Source organism: Enterobacter sp. JJBC (genome assembly GCF_036936505.1).
Classification (GTDB): domain Bacteria; phylum Pseudomonadota; class Gammaproteobacteria; order Enterobacterales; family Enterobacteriaceae; genus Enterobacter; species Enterobacter hormaechei_C.
Window position 1 is genome coordinate 1,642,487 of record NZ_CP136935.1, and the last position, 22,828, is coordinate 1,665,314.

General features: G+C 54.2%; 16 protein-coding genes. 11 read left to right on the forward strand and 5 right to left on the reverse strand.

Features of this window, described 5'->3' with window-relative positions; genetic code table 11:
• Positions 1–24 precede the first annotated feature (24 nt).
• Entirely contained in the window at positions 25–993 is a 969-nt protein-coding gene (gene trxB / locus RY075_RS07840; protein ID WP_003858303.1) for a thioredoxin-disulfide reductase, read from the reverse strand.
• A gap of 543 nt (positions 994–1,536) precedes the next feature.
• On the opposite strand from trxB, the gene lrp reads away from it, so the two are divergent.
• From lrp to RY075_RS07890, 10 genes are all read left to right on the forward strand, one after another.
• The gene (gene lrp / locus RY075_RS07845) at positions 1,537–2,031 is read left to right on the forward strand and encodes a leucine-responsive transcriptional regulator Lrp (protein WP_000228469.1); all 495 of its coding nucleotides are present in this window, start codon (positions 1,537–1,539) and stop codon (positions 2,029–2,031) included.
• Positions 2,032–2,166: 135 nt separating this feature from the next.
• On the forward strand, positions 2,167–5,835 hold the full coding sequence (locus tag RY075_RS07850; protein ID WP_129255904.1) for a DNA translocase FtsK 4TM domain-containing protein: 3,669 nt from the start codon (positions 2,167–2,169) through the stop codon (positions 5,833–5,835).
• 127 nt (positions 5,836–5,962) lie between these two features.
• Positions 5,963–6,577, forward strand: coding sequence for an outer membrane lipoprotein chaperone LolA (lolA, locus tag RY075_RS07855; RefSeq protein WP_003858270.1), 615 nt, complete (start codon positions 5,963–5,965; stop codon positions 6,575–6,577).
• A gap of 9 nt (positions 6,578–6,586) precedes the next feature.
• A complete protein-coding gene (rarA, locus tag RY075_RS07860) occupies positions 6,587–7,930 on the forward strand; it encodes a replication-associated recombination protein RarA (RefSeq protein WP_003858268.1) in 1,344 nt (447 codons plus the stop codon).
• A gap of 92 nt (positions 7,931–8,022) precedes the next feature.
• Positions 8,023–9,315: a serine--tRNA ligase gene (serS, locus tag RY075_RS07865; protein ID WP_003858266.1), complete on the forward strand. Its 1,293-nt coding sequence runs from the start codon at positions 8,023–8,025 to the stop codon at positions 9,313–9,315.
• Positions 9,316–9,526: 211 nt separating this feature from the next.
• Complete coding sequence (dmsA, locus tag RY075_RS07870; protein ID WP_063944903.1) at positions 9,527–11,971, forward strand: dimethylsulfoxide reductase subunit A; 2,445 nt, start codon at positions 9,527–9,529, stop codon at positions 11,969–11,971.
• Between the two features lie 10 nt (positions 11,972–11,981).
• Positions 11,982–12,599 (forward strand): DMSO/selenate family reductase complex B subunit, encoded by a 618-nt coding sequence (locus RY075_RS07875; RefSeq protein ID WP_017384545.1) that lies wholly within the window; start codon positions 11,982–11,984, stop codon positions 12,597–12,599.
• 1 nt (position 12,600) lies between these two features.
• The gene (locus RY075_RS07880; protein ID WP_170851306.1) at positions 12,601–13,464 is read left to right on the forward strand and encodes a dimethyl sulfoxide reductase anchor subunit family protein; all 864 of its coding nucleotides are present in this window, start codon (positions 12,601–12,603) and stop codon (positions 13,462–13,464) included.
• Between the two features lie 274 nt (positions 13,465–13,738).
• Positions 13,739–14,887, forward strand: coding sequence for an MFS transporter (locus RY075_RS07885; protein ID WP_003858254.1), 1,149 nt, complete (start codon positions 13,739–13,741; stop codon positions 14,885–14,887).
• 123 nt (positions 14,888–15,010) lie between these two features.
• Positions 15,011–15,532, forward strand: a complete 522-nt coding sequence (locus RY075_RS07890) for an anti-virulence regulator CigR family protein (RefSeq protein WP_022650721.1) — start codon at positions 15,011–15,013, stop codon at positions 15,530–15,532.
• Positions 15,533–15,568: 36 nt separating this feature from the next.
• Here RY075_RS07890 and pflA read toward each other — a convergent pair whose 3' ends face one another.
• From pflA to ycaO, 4 genes are all read right to left on the reverse strand, one after another.
• Positions 15,569–16,309 carry a pyruvate formate lyase 1-activating protein gene (pflA, locus tag RY075_RS07895; protein WP_003858250.1) on the reverse strand — a complete coding sequence of 247 codons (741 nt, stop codon included), beginning with the start codon at positions 16,307–16,309 and terminating at the stop codon, positions 15,569–15,571.
• 203 nt (positions 16,310–16,512) lie between these two features.
• Complete coding sequence (gene pflB / locus RY075_RS07900; protein WP_023315750.1) at positions 16,513–18,795, reverse strand: formate C-acetyltransferase; 2,283 nt, start codon at positions 18,793–18,795, stop codon at positions 16,513–16,515.
• A gap of 51 nt (positions 18,796–18,846) precedes the next feature.
• Entirely contained in the window at positions 18,847–19,704 is an 858-nt protein-coding gene (gene focA, locus RY075_RS07905; protein WP_017384832.1) for a formate transporter FocA, read from the reverse strand.
• A 405-nt stretch (positions 19,705–20,109) separates the two neighbouring features.
• A complete protein-coding gene (gene ycaO / locus RY075_RS07910) occupies positions 20,110–21,870 on the reverse strand; it encodes a 30S ribosomal protein S12 methylthiotransferase accessory factor YcaO (protein WP_109948392.1) in 1,761 nt (586 codons plus the stop codon).
• Positions 21,871–21,997: 127 nt separating this feature from the next.
• Here ycaO and RY075_RS07915 point away from each other — a divergent pair, with 127 nt between their 5' ends.
• Positions 21,998–22,690: a DUF421 domain-containing protein gene (locus tag RY075_RS07915; protein ID WP_003858241.1), complete on the forward strand. Its 693-nt coding sequence runs from the start codon at positions 21,998–22,000 to the stop codon at positions 22,688–22,690.
• The last annotated feature ends 138 nt before the right edge of the window (positions 22,691–22,828 follow it).

The following is a 22,828-nucleotide window of genomic DNA, read 5'->3' on the forward strand; positions in this document are numbered from 1 at the left end:
ACGTTTGTTACTGACTTGTAAAGATTATTTACCTTGTTCAGCCAGCCCGTCCAGGTAGCGTTCTGCGTCCAGCGCGGCCATACAACCGGTGCCCGCAGAGGTGATCGCCTGACGATAAATATGGTCCATCACGTCACCAGCTGCGAAGACACCCGGAACGCTGGTCTGGGTGGCGTTGCCGTGAATGCCAGACTGCACTTTAATGTAGCCGTTCTCCAGCTCCAGCTGGCCTTCAAAGATAGCCGTGTTCGGGCTGTGACCGATTGCCACAAACAGGCCTGCCACTTCCAGCGTTTCGACGTTATCGGTGTTCTGGGTATCACGGATACGCAGTCCCGCGACGCCCATCTGATCGCCAGTTACTTCTTCCAGCGTACGGTTGGTATGCAGCACAATGTTACCGCTCGCCACTTTGTCCATCAGGCGTTTGATCAGGATCTTCTCCGCGCGGAAGGTGTCGCGACGGTGGATCAGGTGTACTTCTGAGGCAATATTTGCCAGATACAGCGCTTCTTCGACCGCAGTATTACCACCGCCGATTACCGCAACTTTCTGGTTGCGATAGAAGAAACCGTCGCAGGTCGCGCAGGCTGACACGCCGCGGCCTTTGAACGCTTCTTCAGACGGCAGACCGAGATAGCGGGCAGAGGCGCCGGTGGCGATGATCAGCGCATCGCAGGTGTATTCGCCGCTGTCACCCGTCAGGCGGAACGGACGGTTCTGCAAATCCACTTTATTGATGTGGTCGAACAGGATTTCGGTTTCGAATTTGGCGGCATGCTCGTGCATGCGCTCCATCAGCAGCGGCCCGGTCAGGTCGTTCGGGTCGCCCGGCCAGTTTTCCACTTCCGTGGTGGTGGTCAGCTGACCGCCTTTTTCCATCCCGGTGATCAGTACCGGTTGCAGGTTAGCGCGTGCAGCATAGACCGCTGCGGTATAACCCGCAGGTCCAGATCCAAGGATTAGCAGCTTACTGTGTTTGGTCGTGCCCATGAGATCCCCATTGTTGTTGGCAGGCAATGGGCTGGATTGTAGGGAATTTGTTGCCGTAAAAAAAGAGCACGGCAGTTTTGCTTCCGATATATGCAATAGACGCGCCCTATGGGTCAGAGGCGGTCACATCACGTCTGCTACTGAAAACAGCGCGTTTATAAGGCAATAAAATGAGGATTAATACCCCTCCGTAATGAATATCCGGCATCTTGTACTAAAAATCGATGTTTTGCTTTGACAATCCCCTGCGCTTTTGCGAAAACATTCAAGGAAGAAAAAAAGACGCACGAACTGCATGCCGCATAGACATGCACGGAAATGCCATTTTTACCGGGTCAGTGAAATCTACGCATGGTGTGGACAGACGCCATACGTGATGTCTGTGACTGCTTTCGGGCAACGGTCTTCTTACCGCAGAACCCGAATCCACATCGCGTCTAATACATAACCAGGCGATGTGATGAATAACGGGTACAGGCTCTGAACAGTGATGTGCACAGGGTCCAGGCAGGAGTAGGGAAGGAATACAGAGAGACAATAATAATGGTAGATAGCAAGAAGCGCCCTGGCAAAGATCTCGACCGTATCGATCGTAACATTCTTAATGAATTGCAAAAGGATGGGCGTATTTCCAACGTCGAGCTTTCAAAACGTGTGGGACTTTCCCCGACGCCGTGCCTTGAGCGTGTGCGTCGACTGGAAAGACAGGGTTTTATTCAGGGCTATACGGCTCTGCTGAACCCGCATTATCTGGATGCCTCACTTCTGGTATTTGTTGAGATTACTCTGAATCGTGGTGCACCAGATGTGTTTGAGCAATTTAACGCCGCTGTACAAAAACTTGAAGAAATTCAAGAGTGTCATCTGGTTTCCGGTGATTTTGACTACCTGTTAAAAACCCGTGTGCCTGATATGTCCGCCTACCGTAAGCTGCTGGGGGAAACCCTGCTGCGTCTGCCAGGCGTGAACGACACCCGTACTTATGTGGTGATGGAAGAGGTCAAACAGAGCAATCGTCTGGTTATTAAGACGCGCTAACACGGAACAGGTGCAAAATCAGTGTAGTTTGATTACACTCCTGTTAATCCATACAGCAACAGTGCCGGGGAGTCCCGGCGCTGTTGTCCGTTTTAGCACACAGGCAGGACATGCCTGATACCTGGAGAGCCTTTCTTGAGCCAGGAATACACTGAAGACAAAGAAGTCACATTATCTAAGCTAAGCAGCGGACGTCGTCTCCTTGAGGCGTTACTGATTGTTATTGCCCTTTTTGCCGTCTGGCTGATGGCTGCCTTACTCAGTTTCAACCCCTCAGATCCCAGCTGGTCGCAAACCGCATGGCATGAGCCTATCCATAATTTGGGTGGCGTTCCCGGCGCCTGGCTTGCGGACACGCTCTTCTTCATTTTCGGTGTGATGGCCTATACCCTTCCTGTCATCATTATTGGCGGATGCTGGTTTGCCTGGCGTCATCGACAGAACGACGACTACATCGATTATTTTGCCGTTTCGCTGCGCCTGATTGGCGCCCTGGCGCTGATCCTCACCTCCTGCGGACTGGCGGCGATCAATGCCGATGACATCTGGTATTTCGCCTCCGGCGGTGTGATTGGCAGCCTGTTGAGCTCCGCGCTGCAACCGATGCTTCACAGCAGCGGCGGCACGCTGGCGCTGCTCTGCATCTGGGCGGCGGGCCTGACGCTGTTTACCGGCTGGTCCTGGGTGAGCATTGCCGAAAAAATCGGCAGCTTTATTCTGACTCTGCTGACGTTTGCCAGCAATCGCACCCGTCGTGATGATACGTGGGTCGATGAAGACGAATATGAAGATGAATACGAAGAGGAAGACGAGGCACCTGTGCAGCGTCGTGAATCCCGCCGTGCCCGTATTCTGCGCGGTGCTCTGGCACGCCGCCAGCGCGTTGCTGAAAAATTCGCTAACCCGTTAGGCCGTAAAACGGATGCCGCGCTTTTCTCCGGCAAACGTATGGATGAAGACGAGCAGATTGAGTATCGCGGTGCGGCCGTCGATCCTGATGATGTGTTGTTCTCTGGTCATCGAGCTACGCCGGGTGAGTATGACGAATACGATCCGCTGTTGCATGGTCATTCCGTGACTGAACCGGTAGCCGCTGCTGCTGCCGCAACGACGGCTGCGCAGGCCCATGTTGCGCCTGTTGAAGCCGTGATGCCGTCCTCGCCTGTTCCGGCACCGGAGTCCGCGATCCAGCAACCGCAGGTGGACTGGCAGACTGCGCCAGGCGTCCATACGCCTGAACCGACCATTGCGCCGGAGCCTGAAAGCTATATTCCTGTGCAGCAGGAACAGTGTCAGCAATCGTATCATCCGTCTGAACCTGCCAGCGAGCCGCAACAGCCGTATCAGGCTTATACGCCCGAACCCGCTGTGCCTGAACAGCCATATGTTGCGCCGGTGTCTGAACCCGAAGTGGTGGAGGAAGCGAAGCCATCCCGTCCGCCATTGTACTATTTTGAAGAAGTGGAAGAGCGCCGTGCCCGTGAGCGCGAGCAGCTTGCCGCCTGGTATCAGCCCGTGCCTGAGCCGGTGCAGGAGCCTGTTGTAAAAGCGCCTTCTGCGAGCGTTGCACCTGTAGACCCAGCGCCAGCCGTTGCGTCAGGAGCAGAAACCGTGAAGCAGGCAACGGCAGCCGCTGCCGCGTCCGCTCCGCTATTTAGCCCGGCAATCGACGGTGCGCCGCGTCCTCAGGTGAAAGAGGGCATTGGTCCACAATTGCCGCGCCCTAATCGCGTGCGCGTACCTACGCGCCGGGAGCTGGCCTCTTATGGCATTAAACTGCCTTCTCAGCGTATGGCCGAAGAGAAAGCCCGTGAATCCGACTACGAAGATGATGCCGACGAACTGCATCAGGATGAGCTGGCGCGTCAGTTTGCTGCCCAACAGACTCAACGCTACGGGAATGAGTACCAACACGATGTTCATTCTCAGCAGGATGAAGATGATGCTGCCGAAGCGGAATTAGCGCGTCAGTTTGCCGCCACGCAACAGCAACGTTATTCCGGTGAGCAGCCTTCGGGGGCAAATCCGTTCTCGCTCTCGGACTTTGAATTTTCACCGATGAAAGATCTGGTGGATGACGGTCCGAGCGAACCGCTGTTCACGCCGAGCGTGATGCCGGAAGCGGAACCGGTGCGTCAGGCGCCAGCGCCACAGGTTAATGCGCAGCCACCACAGCCAGCGTCGCAGGCTTATGCGCAGCCGCATACACCGCCGGCCCAACCGCCGCAGCCGCAGTTCCAGCAGCCAGCACCACAGCCGCAGGAAAGCCTGATTCACCCGCTGCTGATGCGTAACGGAGACAGCCGTCCGCTGCAACGACCAAGTACGCCGCTGCCGTCGCTGGATCTGTTAACGCCGCCGCCAGCGGAAGTCGAGCCGGTGGATACCTTTGCCCTTGAACAGATGGCCCGTCTGGTGGAAGCGCGTCTGGCTGACTTCCGTATTAAAGCGGACGTGGTGAACTACTCACCTGGCCCGGTAATCACCCGTTTCGAACTGAATCTGGCGCCAGGCGTAAAAGCGGCACGTATTTCTAACCTGTCCCGTGACCTGGCGCGTTCTCTGTCGACCGTGGCGGTACGCGTGGTGGAGGTGATCCCAGGTAAGCCTTACGTTGGCCTTGAGCTGCCAAACAAGAAACGCCAGACCGTTTATCTGCGTGAAGTTCTGGATAACACCAAATTCCGCGACAACCCGTCCCCGCTGACCGTGGTGCTGGGTAAAGATATCGCCGGCGATCCGGTGGTTGCCGATCTCGCGAAGATGCCGCATCTGCTGGTTGCGGGTACCACCGGCTCCGGTAAATCAGTCGGGGTGAACGCCATGATCCTCAGTATGCTCTACAAAGCGCAGCCTGAAGATGTGCGTTTCATCATGATCGACCCGAAAATGCTTGAACTGTCTGTCTACGAAGGCATTCCGCACCTGTTAACGGAAGTGGTGACCGACATGAAGGACGCCGCCAACGCATTGCGCTGGAGCGTCAATGAAATGGAGCGTCGCTACAAGCTGATGTCGGCGCTGGGCGTGCGTAACCTGGCCGGTTATAACGAGAAAATCGCCGAGGCGGCGCGTATGGGCCGTCCGATTCCGGACCCATACTGGAAGCCGGGTGACAGCATGGATGCCCAGCATCCGGTGCTGGAAAAACTGCCTTACATCGTGGTGCTGGTGGATGAATTTGCCGACCTGATGATGACCGTTGGTAAGAAAGTGGAGGAGCTGATTGCGCGTCTGGCACAGAAAGCGCGTGCGGCGGGCATCCACCTGGTACTGGCAACGCAGCGTCCGTCCGTAGACGTTATCACCGGTCTTATTAAGGCAAACATCCCGACCCGTATCGCGTTTACCGTGTCGAGTAAAATTGACTCGCGTACTATCCTTGACCAGGGCGGTGCAGAGTCGCTGCTGGGAATGGGTGATATGCTCTATTCCGGCCCGAACTCCACCTCGCCGGTGCGTGTCCACGGTGCGTTTGTTCGCGACCAGGAAGTGCATGCGGTGGTACAGGACTGGAAAGCGCGCGGGCGGCCGCAATACGTTGACGGCATTACCTCCGACAGTGAAAGCGAAGGTGGCGGCGGTGGTTTTGACGGCGGCGAAGAACTGGATCCGTTATTTGACCAGGCGGTTAATTTCGTCACCGAAAAACGTAAGGCGTCCATCTCCGGCGTCCAGCGCCAGTTCCGTATCGGCTACAACCGCGCGGCGCGTATTATCGAGCAGATGGAAGCCCAGGGTATTGTGAGCGAACAGGGGCATAACGGTAACCGAGAGGTGCTGGCACCACCGCCTTTTGATTAACCTTCAGCGATTGCAAAGAAGGGTAAATCAGCAAAAATTAAGCATATTCTTCTGTCGCCTGCCTTCGGGCAGGTCCAGAATAGAAACGGAACCCCCATATCGGGAAGACGTATTTTAAGGAATAACAATGAAAAAAATCGCCATCGCCTGTGCATTACTCTCCAGTTTTGTTGCCAGCAGCGTCTGGGCTGATGCAGCCAGCGACCTTAAAAGCCGACTGGATAAAGTGAGCAGCTTCCACGCCAGCTTCACGCAAAAAGTGACTGACGGCAGCGGCAACGCGGTGCAGGAAGGTCAGGGGGATTTGTGGGTGAAACGCCCGAATCTCTTCAACTGGCACATGACCCAGCCTGATGAAAGCGTGCTGGTGTCCGACGGGAAAACCTTGTGGTTCTACAACCCGTTTGTTGAGCAGGCGACCGCCACCTGGCTGAAAGACGCGACCAGCAATACGCCGTTTATGCTCATTGCCCGTAACCAGTCCAGCGACTGGCAGCAGTACAACATCAAACAAAACGGTGATGAGTTCGTCCTGACGCCAAAAGGCAGCAACGGTAATCTGAAGCAGTTCACGATTAACGTGAGCAGCAACGGTACCATCAATCAGTTCGGCGCGGTTGAGCAGGACGATCAGCGCAGTAGCTATCAGCTTAAGTCTCAGCAAAACGGCGCTGTAGATGCTTCGAAATTCACCTTTACCCCGCCGCAGGGCGTAACGGTGGACGACCAACGTAATAAGTAAGAGGCATGAGTGAGCAACCTGTCGCTCGATTTTTCAGATAATGCGTTTCAACCTCTGGCCGCCCGTATGCGGCCAGAAAATTTAGCGCAGTACATCGGCCAGCAACACCTGCTTGCTGCGGGGAAACCCTTGCCGCGCGCTATTGAGGCGGGGCATCTGCACTCCATGATCCTCTGGGGGCCACCCGGCACCGGCAAAACCACCCTCGCTGAAGTGATCGCCCGCTATGCTAACGCGGACGTTGAGCGCATCTCGGCGGTTACCTCCGGCGTGAAGGAGATCCGCGAGGCGATCGAGCGCGCACGGCAAAACCGTAATGCCGGGCGCCGCACCATTCTGTTTGTTGATGAAGTCCACCGTTTCAACAAGAGCCAGCAGGATGCGTTTCTGCCGCACATTGAAGACGGCACGATTTTCTTCATCGGCGCAACCACGGAAAACCCGTCGTTTGAACTCAACTCCGCGCTGCTTTCCCGCGCCCGCGTTTACCTGCTTAAATCCCTGACCACAGAGGATATCGAAAAGGTTCTGACCCAGGCGATGGAGGACAAAGCGCGGGGTTACGGCGGACAGGATATCGTTCTGCCGGACGAGACGCGTCGTGCGATCGCTGAACTGGTCAACGGCGATGCGCGTCGGGCACTGAATACGCTGGAAATGATGGCCGATATGGCCGAAGTGGACGATGCGGGCAAGCGCGTATTGAAGCCTGAACTGCTCACCGAAATTGCCGGTGAACGCAGTGCGCGCTTCGATAATAAAGGCGACCGTTTCTACGACCTTATCTCTGCGTTACATAAATCCGTGCGCGGCAGCGCGCCGGATGCGGCACTCTACTGGTATGCGCGTATCATTACCGCCGGTGGCGATCCGTTATATGTCGCGCGTCGCTGCCTGGCCATTGCGTCAGAAGATGTCGGTAATGCCGATCCACGCGCCATGCAGGTCGCTATTTCCGCCTGGGACTGCTTTACCCGCGTCGGACCCGCGGAAGGTGAGCGTGCCATTGCGCAGGCAATTGTCTATCTGGCCTGCGCGCCGAAAAGCAATGCAGTGTATACCGCCTTTAAAGCGGCGATGTCGGATGCACGTGAACGTCCGGATTACGACGTTCCGGTACACCTTCGCAATGCCCCTACAAAGCTGATGAAAGAAATGGGTTACGGGCAGGAGTATCGCTACGCCCATGATGAACCCAATGCCTACGCCGCCGGGGAGGAGTATTTCCCGCAGGAGATGGCACAAACCCGCTATTATCACCCTACAAACAGAGGTCTTGAGGGTAAGATTGGCGAAAAGCTCGCCTGGCTTGCCGGACAGGATCAAAATAGCCCTATAAAACGCTACCGTTAGTTCAATCGTTGCGGTAATGTTGGCAATATATCTCTGTGGCCGCAGGCTGTGGTCACTTTTTCCTTTTTTAATTCGATAAGCACAGGATAAGCATGCTCGATCCCAATCTGCTGCGTAATGAGCCAGACGCAGTCGCTGAAAAACTGGCACGCCGGGGCTTTAAGCTGGATGTAGATAAGCTGCGCGCTCTTGAAGAGCGTCGTAAAGTTTTGCAGGTACAAACTGAAAATCTGCAAGCAGAGCGTAATTCTCGATCGAAATCCATTGGCCAGGCGAAAGCGCGCGGGGAAGATATTGAGCCATTACGCCTGGAAGTGAACAAACTGGGTGAAGAGCTGGATCAAGCGAAAGCTGAACTGGACGTTCTTCAGGCTGAAATTCGCGATATTGCTCTGGCGATCCCGAACATTCCTGACGACAGCGTGCCTGTCGGCAAAGACGAAAACGACAACGTTGAAGTGAAACGCTGGGGTACGCCTCGCGAGTTTGACTTCGAAGTGCGCGATCACGTGACGCTGGGCGAAATGCACGCGGGCCTGGACTTTGCGGCAGCGGTTAAGCTGACCGGTTCTCGCTTCGTGGTAATGAAAGGGCAAATTGCTCACCTGCACCGCGCGCTGGCGCAGTTCATGCTGGATCTGCACACCGAGCAGCACGGCTACAGCGAAACCTACGTTCCGTATCTGGTTAACCACGATACGCTGTACGGTACAGGCCAGCTGCCGAAATTTGCCGGCGATCTGTTCCATACCCGTCCGCTGGACGAGGAAGCTGACAGCAGCAACTACGCGCTGATCCCAACTGCGGAAGTGCCGCTGACCAACCTCGTGCGTGATGAGATCATCGACGAAGACGATCTGCCAATCAAACTGACTGCGCACTCTCCATGTTTCCGTTCTGAAGCCGGTTCTTACGGTCGCGATACGCGCGGTCTGATCCGTATGCACCAGTTCGATAAAGTTGAGATGGTGCAGATCGTTCGTCCGGAAGAGTCTATGGACGCGCTGGAAGAGATGACCGGCCACGCGGAAAAAGTGCTGGAGCTGCTGGGTCTACCATACCGTCGTATGGCGCTGTGCACCGGCGACATGGGCTTCGGTGCCTGCAAAACCTTCGACCTTGAAGTCTGGGTGCCTGCGCAGAACACCTACCGCGAAATCTCCTCCTGCTCCAACGTCTGGGATTTCCAGGCGCGTCGTATGCAGGCGCGTTGCCGCAGCAAATCTGACAAGAAAACCCGTCTGGTTCATACCCTGAACGGTTCTGGTCTGGCAGTAGGCCGTACGCTGGTTGCTGTGCTGGAAAACTACCAGCAGGCTGACGGGCGCATTGAGATCCCTGAAGTGCTGCGCCCTTACATGAAAGGCCAGCAGTTCATCGGATAATTATTTGCTCTAAGACAAAAAAGCGCCTCAGGGCGCTTTTTTTATGCCTCTGATTTGATACGAAGCAATAACCCATCCCTCTAAAGTAGTAATACTCCTCCGAACGAAAGTCAGCATAAAACACCAATAACGTTGTAATTCGTTATAAATAAAACTACATAGCGGTTTGCGCCGCCTCTCTTTTCTTTGTGAGCAACCAAAGTGAGTCTTTATGAAAATCAAAGCGCCTGAAGCGTTAATGGCTGCCGAGGTCACTCGCCGTGGGTTGATGAAAACCACGGCAATAGGTGGTCTGGCGGTTGCCAGCAGCGCCTTTACGCTCCCCTTTACCCGACTGGCGTCGGCGGCGGAGGCTCTGTCTCCCGCTTCAGCCCCGGAAAAAGTGGTGTGGAGTGCCTGTACCGTTAACTGCGGTAGCCGCTGCCCACTGCGTATGCACGTGGTGGACGGTGAAATCAAATATGTCGAAACCGACAATACCGGCGATGATAACTACGAAGGGTTACATCAGGTTCGTGCCTGTCTGCGTGGTCGCTCAATGCGCCGTCGCGTATATAACCCGGATCGTCTGAAATACCCAATGAAGCGCGTCGGTAAGCGTGGGGAAGGGAAGTTCGAGCGCATTAGCTGGGACGAAGCCTACGATATTATCGCGACCAACATGCAGCGCCTGATCAAAGAGTACGGCAACGAATCTATCTACCTCAACTACGGCACCGGGACGCTGGGCGGTACCATGACCCGCTCCTGGCCGCCGGGTAAAACGCTGGTGGCGCGCCTGATGAACTGCTGCGGCGGCTATCTCAATCATTACGGCGACTACTCTTCCGCACAGATTGCCGCGGGCCTGAACTATACCTACGGCGGCTGGGCAGACGGCAACAGCCCGTCGGATATCGAGAACAGTAAACTGGTGGTGTTGTTCGGCAACAACCCGGGCGAAACGCGCATGAGCGGCGGCGGGGTAACCTATTACCTTGAGCAGGCGCGCGCCAAATCCAACTCACGAATGATCATCGTCGATCCGCGCTACACCGATACCGGCGCAGGGCGTGAAGACGAGTGGATCCCCATCCGCCCTGGTACCGACGCGGCGCTGGTCAATGCGCTGGCGTATGTGATGATTACTGAAAACCTCGTCGACCAGCCGTTCCTGGATAAATACTGCGTCGGTTACGACGAGAAGACGCTGCCAGCCAGCGCACCGGCTAACGGGCACTATAAAGCCTATATTCTTGGCCAGGGCAGCGACGGCGTGGCGAAAACCCCGGAGTGGGCATCCACTATCACCGGCATTCCTGTCGAACGTATTGTTCAGCTGGCACGTGAAATTGGTTCAACCAAACCGGCTTATATCAGCCAGGGCTGGGGACCTCAGCGCCACGCGAATGGCGAAATTGCCACCCGCGCCATTTCTATGCTTTCGATTCTGACCGGCAACGTCGGCATTCATGGCGGTAATAGCGGGGCGCGTGAAGGCTCATATGAAGTACCGTTTGAACGTATGCCAACGCTGGATAATCCGGTTCAGACCAGCATCTCCATGTTTATGTGGACTGACGCGATCGAGCGCGGCCCGGAAATGACCGCGCTGCGCGACGGCGTTCGGGGCAAAGATAAGCTGGATGTGCCGATCAAAATGATCTGGAACTATGCCGGCAACTGCCTGATTAACCAGCACTCCGAAATCAACCGCACCCACGAAATCTTGCAGGATGATAAGAAGTGCGAAATGATTGTGGTGATCGACTGCCATATGACCTCGTCGGCGAAGTATGCCGATATCCTGCTACCAGACTGCACCGCCTCTGAGCAGATGGATTTTGCGCTGGACGCCTCCTGCGGCAACATGTCCTATGTGATCTTCACTGACCAGGCCATCAAACCGCGCTTCGAGTGCAAAACCATCTATGAGATGACGTCCGAGCTGGCGAAACGTCTTGGCGTTGAGCAGCAGTTCACCGAGGGACGCACACAGGAAGGGTGGATGCGCCATCTGCATGAGCTCTCCCGCAAAGCCATTCCAGACCTGCCGGACTTCGATACCTTCCGCAAGCAGGGGATGTACAAACAGCGCGATCCGGACGGGCATCACGTGGCGTACAAAGCCTTCCGCGAGGATCCGGTGGCCAATCCGCTGACCACGCCGTCGGGCAAAATCGAGATCTATTCGGAAGAGCTGGCAAAAATTGCCGCGACCTGGGAATTGCCGGAAGGGGACGTTATCGATCCACTGCCGATCTATACGCCTGGTTTCGAAAACTACAACGATCCGCTGACGGAGAAATTCCCGCTTCAGTTGACCGGTTTCCACTACAAAGCGCGTGTTCACTCCACCTACGGCAACGTTGACGTACTGAAAGCGGCCTGCCGACAGGAGATGTGGATCAACCCGATGGATGCGAAAGCCCGCGGCATCAGTAATGGCGATCGCGTACGTATCTTCAACGGACGTGGCGAAGTGCATATCGAAGCTAAAGTGACTCCGCGTATGATGCCTGGCGTTGTCGCGCTGGGGGAAGGCGCCTGGTATAACCCGGATGCGAACCGTATCGATCAGGCGGGCTGCATCAACGTTCTCACTACGCAGCGTCCATCGCCGCTGGCGAAGGGCAACCCATCCCACACAAACCTCGTTCAGGTTGAAAAGGCGTAAGGAGTAACCGATGACAACCCAGTATGGATTTTTTATTGATTCCAGCCGCTGCACCGGGTGCAAAACCTGCGAGCTGGCCTGCAAGGATTACAAAGATCTGACCCCGGACGTTAGCTTCCGTCGTATTTATGAATACGCGGGCGGCGACTGGCAGGAGGATAACGGCGTCTGGCATCAGAATGTCTTCGCCTATTACCTGTCGATTGCCTGCAACCACTGCGAAGATCCGGCCTGCACCAAGGTCTGCCCGAGCGGGGCAATGCACAAGCGTGACGACGGTTTTGTGGTGGTGGACGAGGATGTCTGCATCGGCTGTCGCTACTGCCACATGGCCTGCCCGTACGGCGCGCCGCAGTACAATGCCGCCAAAGGCCACATGACCAAGTGCGACGGCTGCCACAGCCGGGTGGCGGACGGCAAAAAGCCCATCTGCGTCGAATCCTGCCCGCTGCGCGCGCTGGACTTTGGCCCGATTGAGGAGCTGCGCAAAAAACACGGCCAGCTTGCTGCCGTCGCGCCGCTGCCGTCTGCGCACTTCACAAAGCCGAGTATTGTGATTAAACCTAACGCCAACAGCCGTCCGACGGGGGACACCACCGGCTACCTGGCAAACCCGAAGGAGGTGTGAGATGGGAAGTGGATGGCATGAATGGCCGCTGATGATCTTCACGGTCTTTGGGCAGTGCGTGGCGGGCGGGTTTATCGTTCTTGCGCTGGCGCTGTTAAAAGGGAACCTCAATACTGAACAGCAGCAGCGTTTAGTGTTAAGCATGTTTGGCCTGTGGGTGTTGATGGGCATTGGGTTTATCGCCTCTACGCTGCACCTGGGCTCACCGATGCGCGCGTTTAACTCCCTGAACCGCGTAGGTGCCTCTTCGCTGAGTAACGAGATTGCCAGCGGTGCAATCTTCTTTGCCGTTGGCGGGCTGGGGTGGTTACTGGCAGCGGTGAAAAAGCTGCCGTCAGGGTTACGCGCGTTGTGGCTCATCGTCACCATGGTACTGGGCGTTGTCTTCGTCTGGATGATGGTCAGGGTGTACAACACAATTGATACGGTTCCAACCTGGTACAGCGTCTGGACGCCGATGAGCTTCTTCCTGACCATTTTTATCGGCGGGCCGCTGCTGGGTTATCTGCTGCTGCGCGTGGCTGGCATTAATGGTTGGGCGATGCGCCTGCTGCCCGCGGTCTCGCTGCTGGCGCTGGTCATCAGTACCGTTGTCGCGCTCATGCAGGGAGCGGAGCTGGCGACCATTCACAGCTCTATCCAGCAGGCTTCGGCGCTGGTGCCGGATTACGGTTCGCTGATGGCCTGGCGTGTGGTGCTGCTGACGGCTGCGCTGGTGTGCTGGATTGCCCCTCAGCTTAAAGGTTACTCGCCTGCGCTGCCGTTACTGTCCCTGGCCTTTGTGCTGGTGCTGGCAGGGGAGTTAATTGGTCGCGGCGTATTTTACGGTCTGCATATGACGGTCGGTCTGGCTATCGCCAGCTAATTTTAGATTTTGTTATAAAAAGCCGGGACATAGCGCCCGGCTTTTCTTTTTTCATTCATGAAATTTTTCGACTGATGTTTCGTTGTAAAAATTCCCGGAAATAAATAAAAACAAATAGATAATTAATATCAGTAGCAGGCTTTGCATTAGCAGGATGAGTTTTTTAAATCGACAAGGCGCATAACGTGCGTGACGCCTGAATCGGTGGATTGACTTTGTTTTTGCCAGTGGCATGATGCGCACGAAATCTGAACTTCCTCACGGTTTTTAATCCATGACCACCTATACCCGCCCGGTGCTTTTGTTGCTCTGTGGCCTGCTTTTGCTGACCCTGGCGATCGCGGTGTTAAACACACTCGTCCCGCTATGGCTCGCCCATGAAAACTTACCGACCTGGCAGGTGGGTATGGTTAGCTCGTCCTTTTTTACGGGCAATCTGCTGGGCACCTTATTAACGGGCAGCCTTATTAAGCGCTTTGGTTTTAACCGCAGTTATTATCTGGCGTCGCTGATCTTTGCCGTCGGCTGCGCCGGTTTAGGCCTTATGGTCGGCTTCTGGAGCTGGATGGTCTGGCGCTTTATTGCGGGCGTCGGCTGCGCCATGATCTGGGTGGTCGTTGAAAGTGCGCTGATGTGCAGCGGCACGTCCCGTAATCGCGGGCGTCTGCTGGCGGCCTATATGATGGTTTACTATGTCGGTACCGTTCTGGGACAACTGATGGTCAGCAAACTGCCAACCGACCTGATGAGCGTGCTGCCGTGGGTGACGGGCATGGTGCTGGCGGCGATCCTGCCGCTGCTCTTTACCCGTATTGTGAATCAAAACAGCGAACATCAGGAAGCCACCCACGTCTGGCCGATGCTGAGACTGCGCCAGGCGCGTCTGGGGGTTAACGGCTGCATTATTTCCGGGATTGTGCTGGGCTCGCTCTATGGCCTGATGCCGCTCTATCTTAACCATCAGGGCGTCAGTGATTCCGGGATCGGTTTCTGGATGGCGGTGATGGTCAGCGCGGGGATTGTCGGCCAGTGGCCGATTGGCCGCCTGGCGGACCGCTTTGGTCGTCTGCTGGTGCTGCGCGTTCAGGTCTTCGTGGTCATCATGGGCTGTCTCGCCATGCTCAGCAACGCCGCGATGGCGCCCGCGCTGTTCATTCTGGGGGCTGCGGGCTTTACGCTCTATCCGGTCGCGATGGCGTGGGCCTGTGAGAAAGTTGAGCATCACCAGCTGGTGGCGATGAACCAGGCTTTGTTGCTGAGTTACACCATCGGCAGTTTACTGGGGCCGACTTTTACCGCTATGCTCATGCAAAATTATTCTGATAATCTGCTGTTTATCATGATCGCCAGCGTGTCGTTTATTTATCTGCTAATGCTGCTGCGCAAAGTGGGCGAACATCCAACGCCAGTGGCCCATGCCTGATTTATTAAAAGCCTGTCGATGACAGGCTTTTTTGTCCCTGTCACATATAAGACTTTTACTGATTGTGAGTTTTTACTGCCTGGCGATAATTCCAATGAGTTCTCCCACTAAAAGGCAGCCATCATGTCTACTCGTCGTTTTTCCACTACCGCACTTGCCGTAGTGTTGGCTTTAACGTTTGCAACGGCTCCGGCCATGGCTAATCCTGGTAACGGGAATGGCGGTGGTCACGGAAACGGTGGCGGACAAGGTAATAGCGGCAATCATGGTAACGGGAACTCTGGTAACCATGGTAATAAGCACAATAACGGTCAGGATAACCCTGGGAAATCGGATAAGAGCTTTAAAAACAGCAAAGATGTCGGTAATGATGTGGATGCTCGCGTAAGCTTCGATCATGCCCGCCATCTGGCCCTGAATTACGGCTTAACGGGCTACGACTCTCTGCCTCCGGGTATTGCGAAAAACCTGGCGCGCGGTAAGCCACTGCCTCCGGGCATTGCGAAGAAAACCGTGCCAGCCGATATGCTGGGTCAGCTTCCTTCCTATCCGGGCTATGAATGGCGCGTGGTAGGTGACGACCTGGTCTTAATTGCGCTGAGTACAGCGATTGTGACTTCCGTTATTAACGGCGTCTTTAAATAGAATATAAAAAGGCCCGATTTTCACCGGGCCTTTTCGTTAATACATGACCTTGTGGCCATACTGCTCAAGAATACCTTTGACGCGCTCCATCGTCTCTTTTTTCGGCGGCTTCACGCCATCGAGCTTGTACTCTTCACCCATCGCCACCCATTTATGTTTACCCAGCTCGTGATAGGGCAGGAGTTCGATTTTCTCCACGTTACCCATATCCCGGGTAAATTCACCCAGACGATGTGCAGAGTCATCATCATCTGACCAGCCCGGCACCACCACGTAGCGGATCCAGGTCTTGACGCCTTTGTTGGCAATGTATTTGGCAAATTCCAGGGTACGGTGGTTCGAGACGCCAACCAGATTCTGGTGGATCTCATCGTTCATCTGCTTGAGATCGAGCATGACCAGATCGGTCACTTCAAGCAGTTCATCAATAACTGGATCGTAACGGCGCACAAAGCCGTTGGTGTCGAGGCAGGTATGAATGCCTTCTTTGTGGCAGGCGCGGAACCAGTCGCGCACAAATTCAGCCTGAAGAATGGCTTCACCGCCGGATGCCGTCACGCCACCGCCGGACGCGTTCATAAAGTGGCGATAGGTCACCACCTCTTTCATCAGATCTTCTACGGTGACTTCTTTACCTCCATGGGTGTCCCAGGTGTCACGGTTATGGCAGTACAGGCAGCGCATCAGGCAGCCCTGGAAGAAAGTGATAAAGCGGATCCCCGGGCCATCGACGGTGCCACAGGATTCAAAGGAGTGAATACGACCAATAATTGACATTGCGGTGATATCTCCGAATTTGGCCCATCCGGGGGCCTATGTAGATGCACAGCTCAAAGGCTATGTCGAGTCTGTTTTGGCTGTTATCCATTAAGTATAGATAGCGGACAAAAGAGACTGATGAAGCGAGGGTGTTAAAAAGGCCCCACTTGCGTGGAGCCTTTATTGTACGCTTTTTAACGCGTGATTTCAGTCAATTCCACTTACATGGACTGAGTGAAAGTACGGGTAATAACGTCCTGCTGCTGTTCTTTCGTCAGGGAGTTAAAACGTACTGCGTAGCCAGATACGCGGATGGTCAGCTGAGGATATTTCTCAGGGTGTTCCATCGCATCGAGCAGCATTTCACGGTTCATCACGTTCACGTTCAGGTGCTGACCACCTTCGATGGACGCTTCGTGGTGGAAGTAACCATCCATCAGACCCGCGAGGTTAGTTTTACGCACTTCGTCGTCTTTACCCAGCGCGTTTGGCACGATAGAGAAGGTGTAAGAGATACCATCTTTCGCGTAAGCAAACGGCAGTTTAGCAACGGAGGTCAGAGAGGCAACCGCACCTTTCTGGTCACGACCGTGCATTGGGTTAGCACCTGGGCCGAATGGCGCGCCAGCACGACGACCGTCTGGGGTGTTACCGGTTTTCTTACCATACACAACGTTAGAGGTGATGGTCAGAACAGACTGAGTCGGGATAGCGTTACGATAGGTAGTGAGTTTCTGAATTTTCTTCATGAAACGTTCTACCAGGTCAACCGCCATGTCATCAACGCGAGCGTCGTTGTTACCAAACTGCGGATATTCGCCTTCGATTTCGAAGTCGATAGCCAGACCATCTTCGTCACGAATTGGTTTAACTTTCGCATATTTGATTGCAGACAGGGAGTCAGCCGCAACGGACAGACCTGCGATACCACATGCCATGGTGCGAATGACGTCACGGTCATGCAGCGCCATCAGAGAGGCTTCGTAGCTGTACTTGTCGTGCATGTAGTGGATAACATTCAGCGCGGTCACGTACTGTTTAGCCAGCCAGTCCATGAAGTGATCCATGCGATCCATGACTTCGTCATAGTTCAGCACGTCGCCTTTGATCGGTTCAGACTTAGGACCAACCTGCATTTTCAGTTTTTCATCAACGCCGCCGTTGATTGCGTACAGCATGGTTTTCGCCAGGTTTGCACGCGCACCGAAGAACTGCATTTGCTTACCAACAACCATTGGACTTACGCAGCAAGCGATAGCGTAGTCATCGTTGTTGAAGTCAGGACGCATCAGGTCATCGTTCTCATATTGCAGAGAGGAGGTGTCGATGGACACTTTAGCGGCGAATTTCTTGAAGTTCAGAGGCAGTTTTTCAGACCACAGAACGGTGATGTTCGGCTCCGGAGAAGGACCCATGGTGTACAGGGTGTTCAGGAAACGGAAGCTGTTTTTGGTTACCAGAGTACGGCCATCTACGCCCATACCGCCGATAGATTCGGTTGCCCAGATTGGGTCACCAGAGAACAGCTCATCATATTCTGGGGTACGCAGGAAGCGAACCATACGCAGTTTCATGACCAGGTGGTCAATCATTTCCTGAGCGTCTTGTTCGGTGATTTTGCCTGCTTTCAGGTCACGTTCGATGTACGCATCCAGGAAGGTGGATACGCGGCCGAAGGACATTGCTGCACCGTTCTGAGACTTAACTGCGGCCAGGTAGCCGAAGTAGGTCCACTGGATAGCTTCCTGAGCGTTGGTAGCAGGACCAGAGATATCGCAGCCGTATTTAGCCGCCATCTCTTTGATCTGACCCAGCGCACGGTGCTGTTCAGCGATCTCTTCACGCAGACGGATAGTCGCTTCCAGGTTTACGCCGTTTTCCAGGTCAGACTGGAGAGAGACGAACTGCGCGTATTTGTCTTTCATCAGGAAGTCGATACCGTACAGCGCAACGCGACGGTAGTCACCGATGATACGGCCACGGCCATAGGCATCTGGCAGACCGGTCAGAACGCCAGATTTACGACAGTTCAGAATGTCTTTGGTGTAAACATCGAATACGCCCTGGTTATGGGTTTTGCGGTATTCGGTGAAGATTTTTTTCAGCATTGGGTCCAGCTCGCGATTATACGCTTTGCAGGAACCTTCAACCATTTTGATACCACCGAACGGGATGATTGCGCGTTTCAGTGGTGCTTCAGTTTGCAGACCAACAATTTTCTCAAGGGCTTTATTGATGTAGCCAGCATCGTGAGAAGTGATGGTAGAAGCAACGGAGGTGTCAAAATCAACTGGTGCGTGAGTGCGGTTTTCCAGTTTAACGCCTTCCATTACGCTGTCCCACAGCTTGGTGGTTGCGTCAGTCGCACCAGCCAGGAAGGATTCGTCACCTTCATACGGGGTATAGTTTTTCTGAATAAAGTCACGGACGTTGACTTCATTCTGCCAGTCACCTTTCGTAAAACCTTCCCAGGCTGTGGCTAACTTTTCATTAAGCTCGGACATGTAACACCTACCTTCTTAAGTGGATTTTTTATTTACTGCCTGAGACAACCATTAATGATGATCGCCGCCACGCAGGTAAATGACCCAGTATGTCAACCCAACTAACAGACCCCCACCGATAATGTTCCCGATAGTGACGGGGATCAGGTTATCAGTAATGAAGTTCATAATCGTCAGGTGTGAAAAACTTTCCGGGGTTGAACCTACAGCAGTCCAGAACTCCGGGCTTGCAAAGTTGCGGATAACAATCCCCATCGGGATCATGAACATATTCGCAATACTGTGCTCAAAGCCGCTGGCAACAAACATCGCAACCGGCAGAACCATAATCATGGCTTTATCCATCAGGCTACGACCAGAGTAGCTCATCCAGACCGCCAGGCAGACCATCAGGTTTGCAAGGATGCCGAGAGCAACGGCTTCGATAAATGTATGGTGCATTTTGTGGTCGGCGGTTTGCAGGACGTTAAGCCCCCAGCCGCCGTTGGCGGTCATATACTCGCCAGAGAGCCACATCAACAGAACAAAGAGCAGACAGCCAATCAGGTTGCCAACGTAAACGTTGAGCCAGTTGCGCCCCAGTTGACCCCAGGTAATTCTTCCGCTGGCTTTTGCCACAACAATCAGCACCGTTGAGGTGAAGAGGTCGGCGCCGCAGATGACGCAGAGAATCAGGCCCAGTGAAAAGCAAATACCACCAATCAGTTTCGCTATGCCGAAAGGCATCCCGGCAGTGCCGGTGGTGGCTGTGATATAGAAGACGAAAGCGATGGAGATGAACACCCCAGCCGTAATGGCCAGAAAGAACGTCGTCATCGGATGTTTCGTGGCTTTGTAGACACCCGCTTCTTCGGCAACTTTCGCCATCGCAGCGGGGAGTAATAGATCAAAAGGGTTGTCAGCTTTCACACTAACTCTCTCTTTATTAAGTCGGCGACGAGATACTAACAAAGCATTATAGAAGAGAAATTGATATAGATCATATCTCGCCTGGCTTATAGGCCCGCAGTGTGTATGGTTTTACAGCAAAAGCGGAGTAAGTGTTTGATTATCCGTATAAAAATAAATTTTAAAAGTTATGAAAAGAGTTGAATTTTTTCCGTCAGCCTCCCATGGAACAGTTAATTAAAATGGAGTATTTATTATAATTAGTAACAGTAAAGCTCAGGTAAGTGTTTTTATATTTACCCGTGGTTAACTTAATTATTACAATTAAACGTCATTGCGGAAAAATAAAAAAAAGGGGCAATGAAATTGCCCCGTAATATAGCTCAGGCGATTGAATACGCCTACAGCCATTAATGTTATATGCGCTTATTTTGACCAGTAAGCGGCTTTTGCCTTCTGCAATTTTTCATACGCATTCAGCAGTGACTGATGCGCCGGGAAGGCTTTCAGATCGCTGTCAACCGCTTGCAGGCCGTAGAATGGTTCTTCACCGCTCAGCGCCGCGCTGGCAGCTTCAACGGCATCCGCACCGTACATACGCACAAAGGCGTTCAGATACTGCAATGGCTGGCGGTCGTCTTCCTGAGAAAGCAGGAGCAGCGTTTGCAGGCAACGGTAATAATTAGTGCGCTCGGCGGAGAAGACGGACTGGTTAAACTCCATCGTCCACTCGGTCCAGGCCAAAGCCTGATCCAGATCGCCGCCCGCCAGCGCCAGCATCGCTTTCAGCTCGCCGATGCGCAGGGTGTACCAGCCGTTATCTTTTCCGGTCGCCAGACCCAGCAGTTCGCGTACGCGGGTGAAATCATCGTGTCCTTCTTCGTCCAGCTGGGCGATCAGGTTCAGATAATCTTCTTTATCCCACTCGCTGCCTGGCAGGGCCAGCAGGGTTTCACGCAGATGCGCGCCCATGCTGTTGTTTGCCAGCCACAGATCTTCTGCCGGATAAATGTCCGACATACCTGGCACAATAATACGGCACGCGTAAACGCCGAGATGTTCATAGTCGGCAATGTAGACTTCCTGATCTTCCGCGTGGAAGATCGCCATCAGGGTGGCGAACTCTTCTTCCGTCGTACCGGCAAAGCTCCAGTCCACGAACGGATAGTCCGCGTCCTGTTTGAACATATCCCAGGAGATCAAACCGCTGGAGTCGATGAAGTGCGTTTCGAGGTTGGTGTGCTCGGCGACCTCTTCGTCATCAAAGGTCGGCGGCGTAAACACGTCGAGATCTTTCAGGCTACGACCTTGCAGCAGTTCGGTCACGGTACGCTCCAGCGCCACGCCGAAGTCAGGGTGCGCGCCGAAGGAGGCGAAGCAGGTGCCGTTGGCCGGGTTGAACAGCACTACGCAGATAACCGGATATTTGCCGCCCAGAGAGCCGTCATAAGCAAAGATTGGGAAACCTTCTGCTTCCAGTTTGGCGATGGATTCCACCACGCCCGGGTAGCGCGCCAGCACGTCAGCCGGGATCTCCGGCAGGCTGATGGATTCAGCAATAATGCGGTTTTTGATGTGACGCTCGAAAACTTCAGACAACCCCTGCACGCGCGCTTCGTTGCGGGTATTACCGGCAGACATGCCGTTGGACACATACAGGTTGCCGACGATGTTCATCGGGATATAAACGGTCTGCTCGTCAGACTGACGGGTGAACGGCAGGGTGCAGATCCCACGATCCTCATTGCCGGATTGCAGGTCGATCAGCATGCTGCCGGTCAGCTCGTTTTCCGGATCGTAGAACGCGCGCAGGCGGGCATCGAGAATGCCTTCCGGCAGTTCATCGTTTTCGGTCAGCGGGAACCATTTTTCGTTCGGGTAGTGAACGAACGGACCGTTGGCGATAGTTTCGCCCAGCCAGAAGTCGGCGAAGAAGTAGTTGGTGGACAGACGCTCAAAATACTCACCCAGCGCGGAGGCCAGTGCCGCTTTTTTTGTCGCGCCTTTACCGTTGGTAAAGCACAGCGCACAGTCTTTGTCGCGAATATGCACGGACCAGACGTGAGGCACCGGATTCAGCCAGGAGGCTTCTTCGATATTAAAGCCCAGGTCGGTCAGTTTCTGCTGGAAGCGAGCGATGGAATCTTCCAGAGCGGCGTCTTTGCCGGGGATAAACGTTTGAGTCATGGCGTTCACTTTTATCGTACGTAAAGCGCGCAATGATACGGGTTTTGCGTGACGGGTGCTATCTCCGGCGAAAATAAATGGCTGGGCTATGCTTATAAGCAGTAACCTACTGTTAAGGCATAGAAAAATGAAAGCATTTGATCTCCAGCGGATGGCGTTTGATAAAGTCCCGCCTGAGTTTTTAGGCGAAGTGGCGTTGCGTAGCCTTTACACCTTTGTACTCGTCTTCCTGTTTCTGAAAATCACCGGACGTCGCGGCGTGCGGCAGATGTCGCTGTTTGAAGTACTAATTATCCTGACGCTGGGGTCGGCGGCAGGGGACGTTGCCTTTTATGACGATGTGCCGATGGTGCCGGTCTTTATCGTCTTTGTGACGCTTGCACTGCTGTACCGGCTGGTCATGTGGCTGATGTCGAAAAGTGAGAAACTTGAAGATCTGCTCGAAGGGAAGCCGGTGGTGATTGTCGAAGATGGTCAACTGGCCTGGGAGAATGTGCAAAGCGCCAATATGACGGAGTTTGAGTTCTTTATGGAACTCCGTCTGAGCAGTGTTGAGCAACTGGGGCAGGTGCGTCTGGCGATTATGGAAACGAATGGTCAAATCAGCGTTTATTACTATCCCGACGATGAGGTGAAGCCCGGTCTGTGCATCCTGCCGGATATGCTCATCGAGCGATACAAAACTGTACCTGAAGCGGGGGAGTATGCCTGCATAAAATGTAGTCATGTGGTGGTCATGCAGGCGGGCGATCATCAATTATGCCCCCGCTGTACGAATCCAGAATGGACGAAGGTTAGCCGGGCTAAACGCATCACCTGACAGCGATTTTGTCGGTTTTGTGACAACGGTACGGCAGATTGTATTGTGTGACGAGTGACACATTTCTTCGGCCATCAGTTTTAGACATTGCGGCGCGTGTCACTGAATGATAAAACCGATATCCACAGTTATAACTTA

What these genes read in the sequence shown, in the direction of transcription:
- trxB (WP_003858303.1), bottom strand. Translation starts at nt 993, where the DNA reads ATGGGCACGACCAAACACAGTAAGCTGCTAATCCTTGGATCTGGACCT.
- lrp (WP_000228469.1), top strand. Translation starts at nt 1,537, where the DNA reads ATGGTAGATAGCAAGAAGCGCCCTGGCAAAGATCTCGACCGTATCGAT.
- lolA (WP_003858270.1), top strand. Translation starts at nt 5,963, where the DNA reads ATGAAAAAAATCGCCATCGCCTGTGCATTACTCTCCAGTTTTGTTGCC.
- serS (WP_003858266.1), top strand. Translation starts at nt 8,023, where the DNA reads ATGCTCGATCCCAATCTGCTGCGTAATGAGCCAGACGCAGTCGCTGAA.
- dmsA (WP_063944903.1), top strand. Translation starts at nt 9,527, where the DNA reads ATGAAAATCAAAGCGCCTGAAGCGTTAATGGCTGCCGAGGTCACTCGC.
- RY075_RS07875 (WP_017384545.1), top strand. Translation starts at nt 11,982, where the DNA reads ATGACAACCCAGTATGGATTTTTTATTGATTCCAGCCGCTGCACCGGG.
- RY075_RS07880 (WP_170851306.1), top strand. Translation starts at nt 12,601, where the DNA reads ATGGGAAGTGGATGGCATGAATGGCCGCTGATGATCTTCACGGTCTTT.
- RY075_RS07885 (WP_003858254.1), top strand. Translation starts at nt 13,739, where the DNA reads ATGACCACCTATACCCGCCCGGTGCTTTTGTTGCTCTGTGGCCTGCTT.
- RY075_RS07890 (WP_022650721.1), top strand. Translation starts at nt 15,011, where the DNA reads ATGTCTACTCGTCGTTTTTCCACTACCGCACTTGCCGTAGTGTTGGCT.
- pflA (WP_003858250.1), bottom strand. Translation starts at nt 16,309, where the DNA reads ATGTCAATTATTGGTCGTATTCACTCCTTTGAATCCTGTGGCACCGTC.
- pflB (WP_023315750.1), bottom strand. Translation starts at nt 18,795, where the DNA reads ATGTCCGAGCTTAATGAAAAGTTAGCCACAGCCTGGGAAGGTTTTACG.
- ycaO (WP_109948392.1), bottom strand. Translation starts at nt 21,870, where the DNA reads ATGACTCAAACGTTTATCCCCGGCAAAGACGCCGCTCTGGAAGATTCC.
- RY075_RS07915 (WP_003858241.1), top strand. Translation starts at nt 21,998, where the DNA reads ATGAAAGCATTTGATCTCCAGCGGATGGCGTTTGATAAAGTCCCGCCT.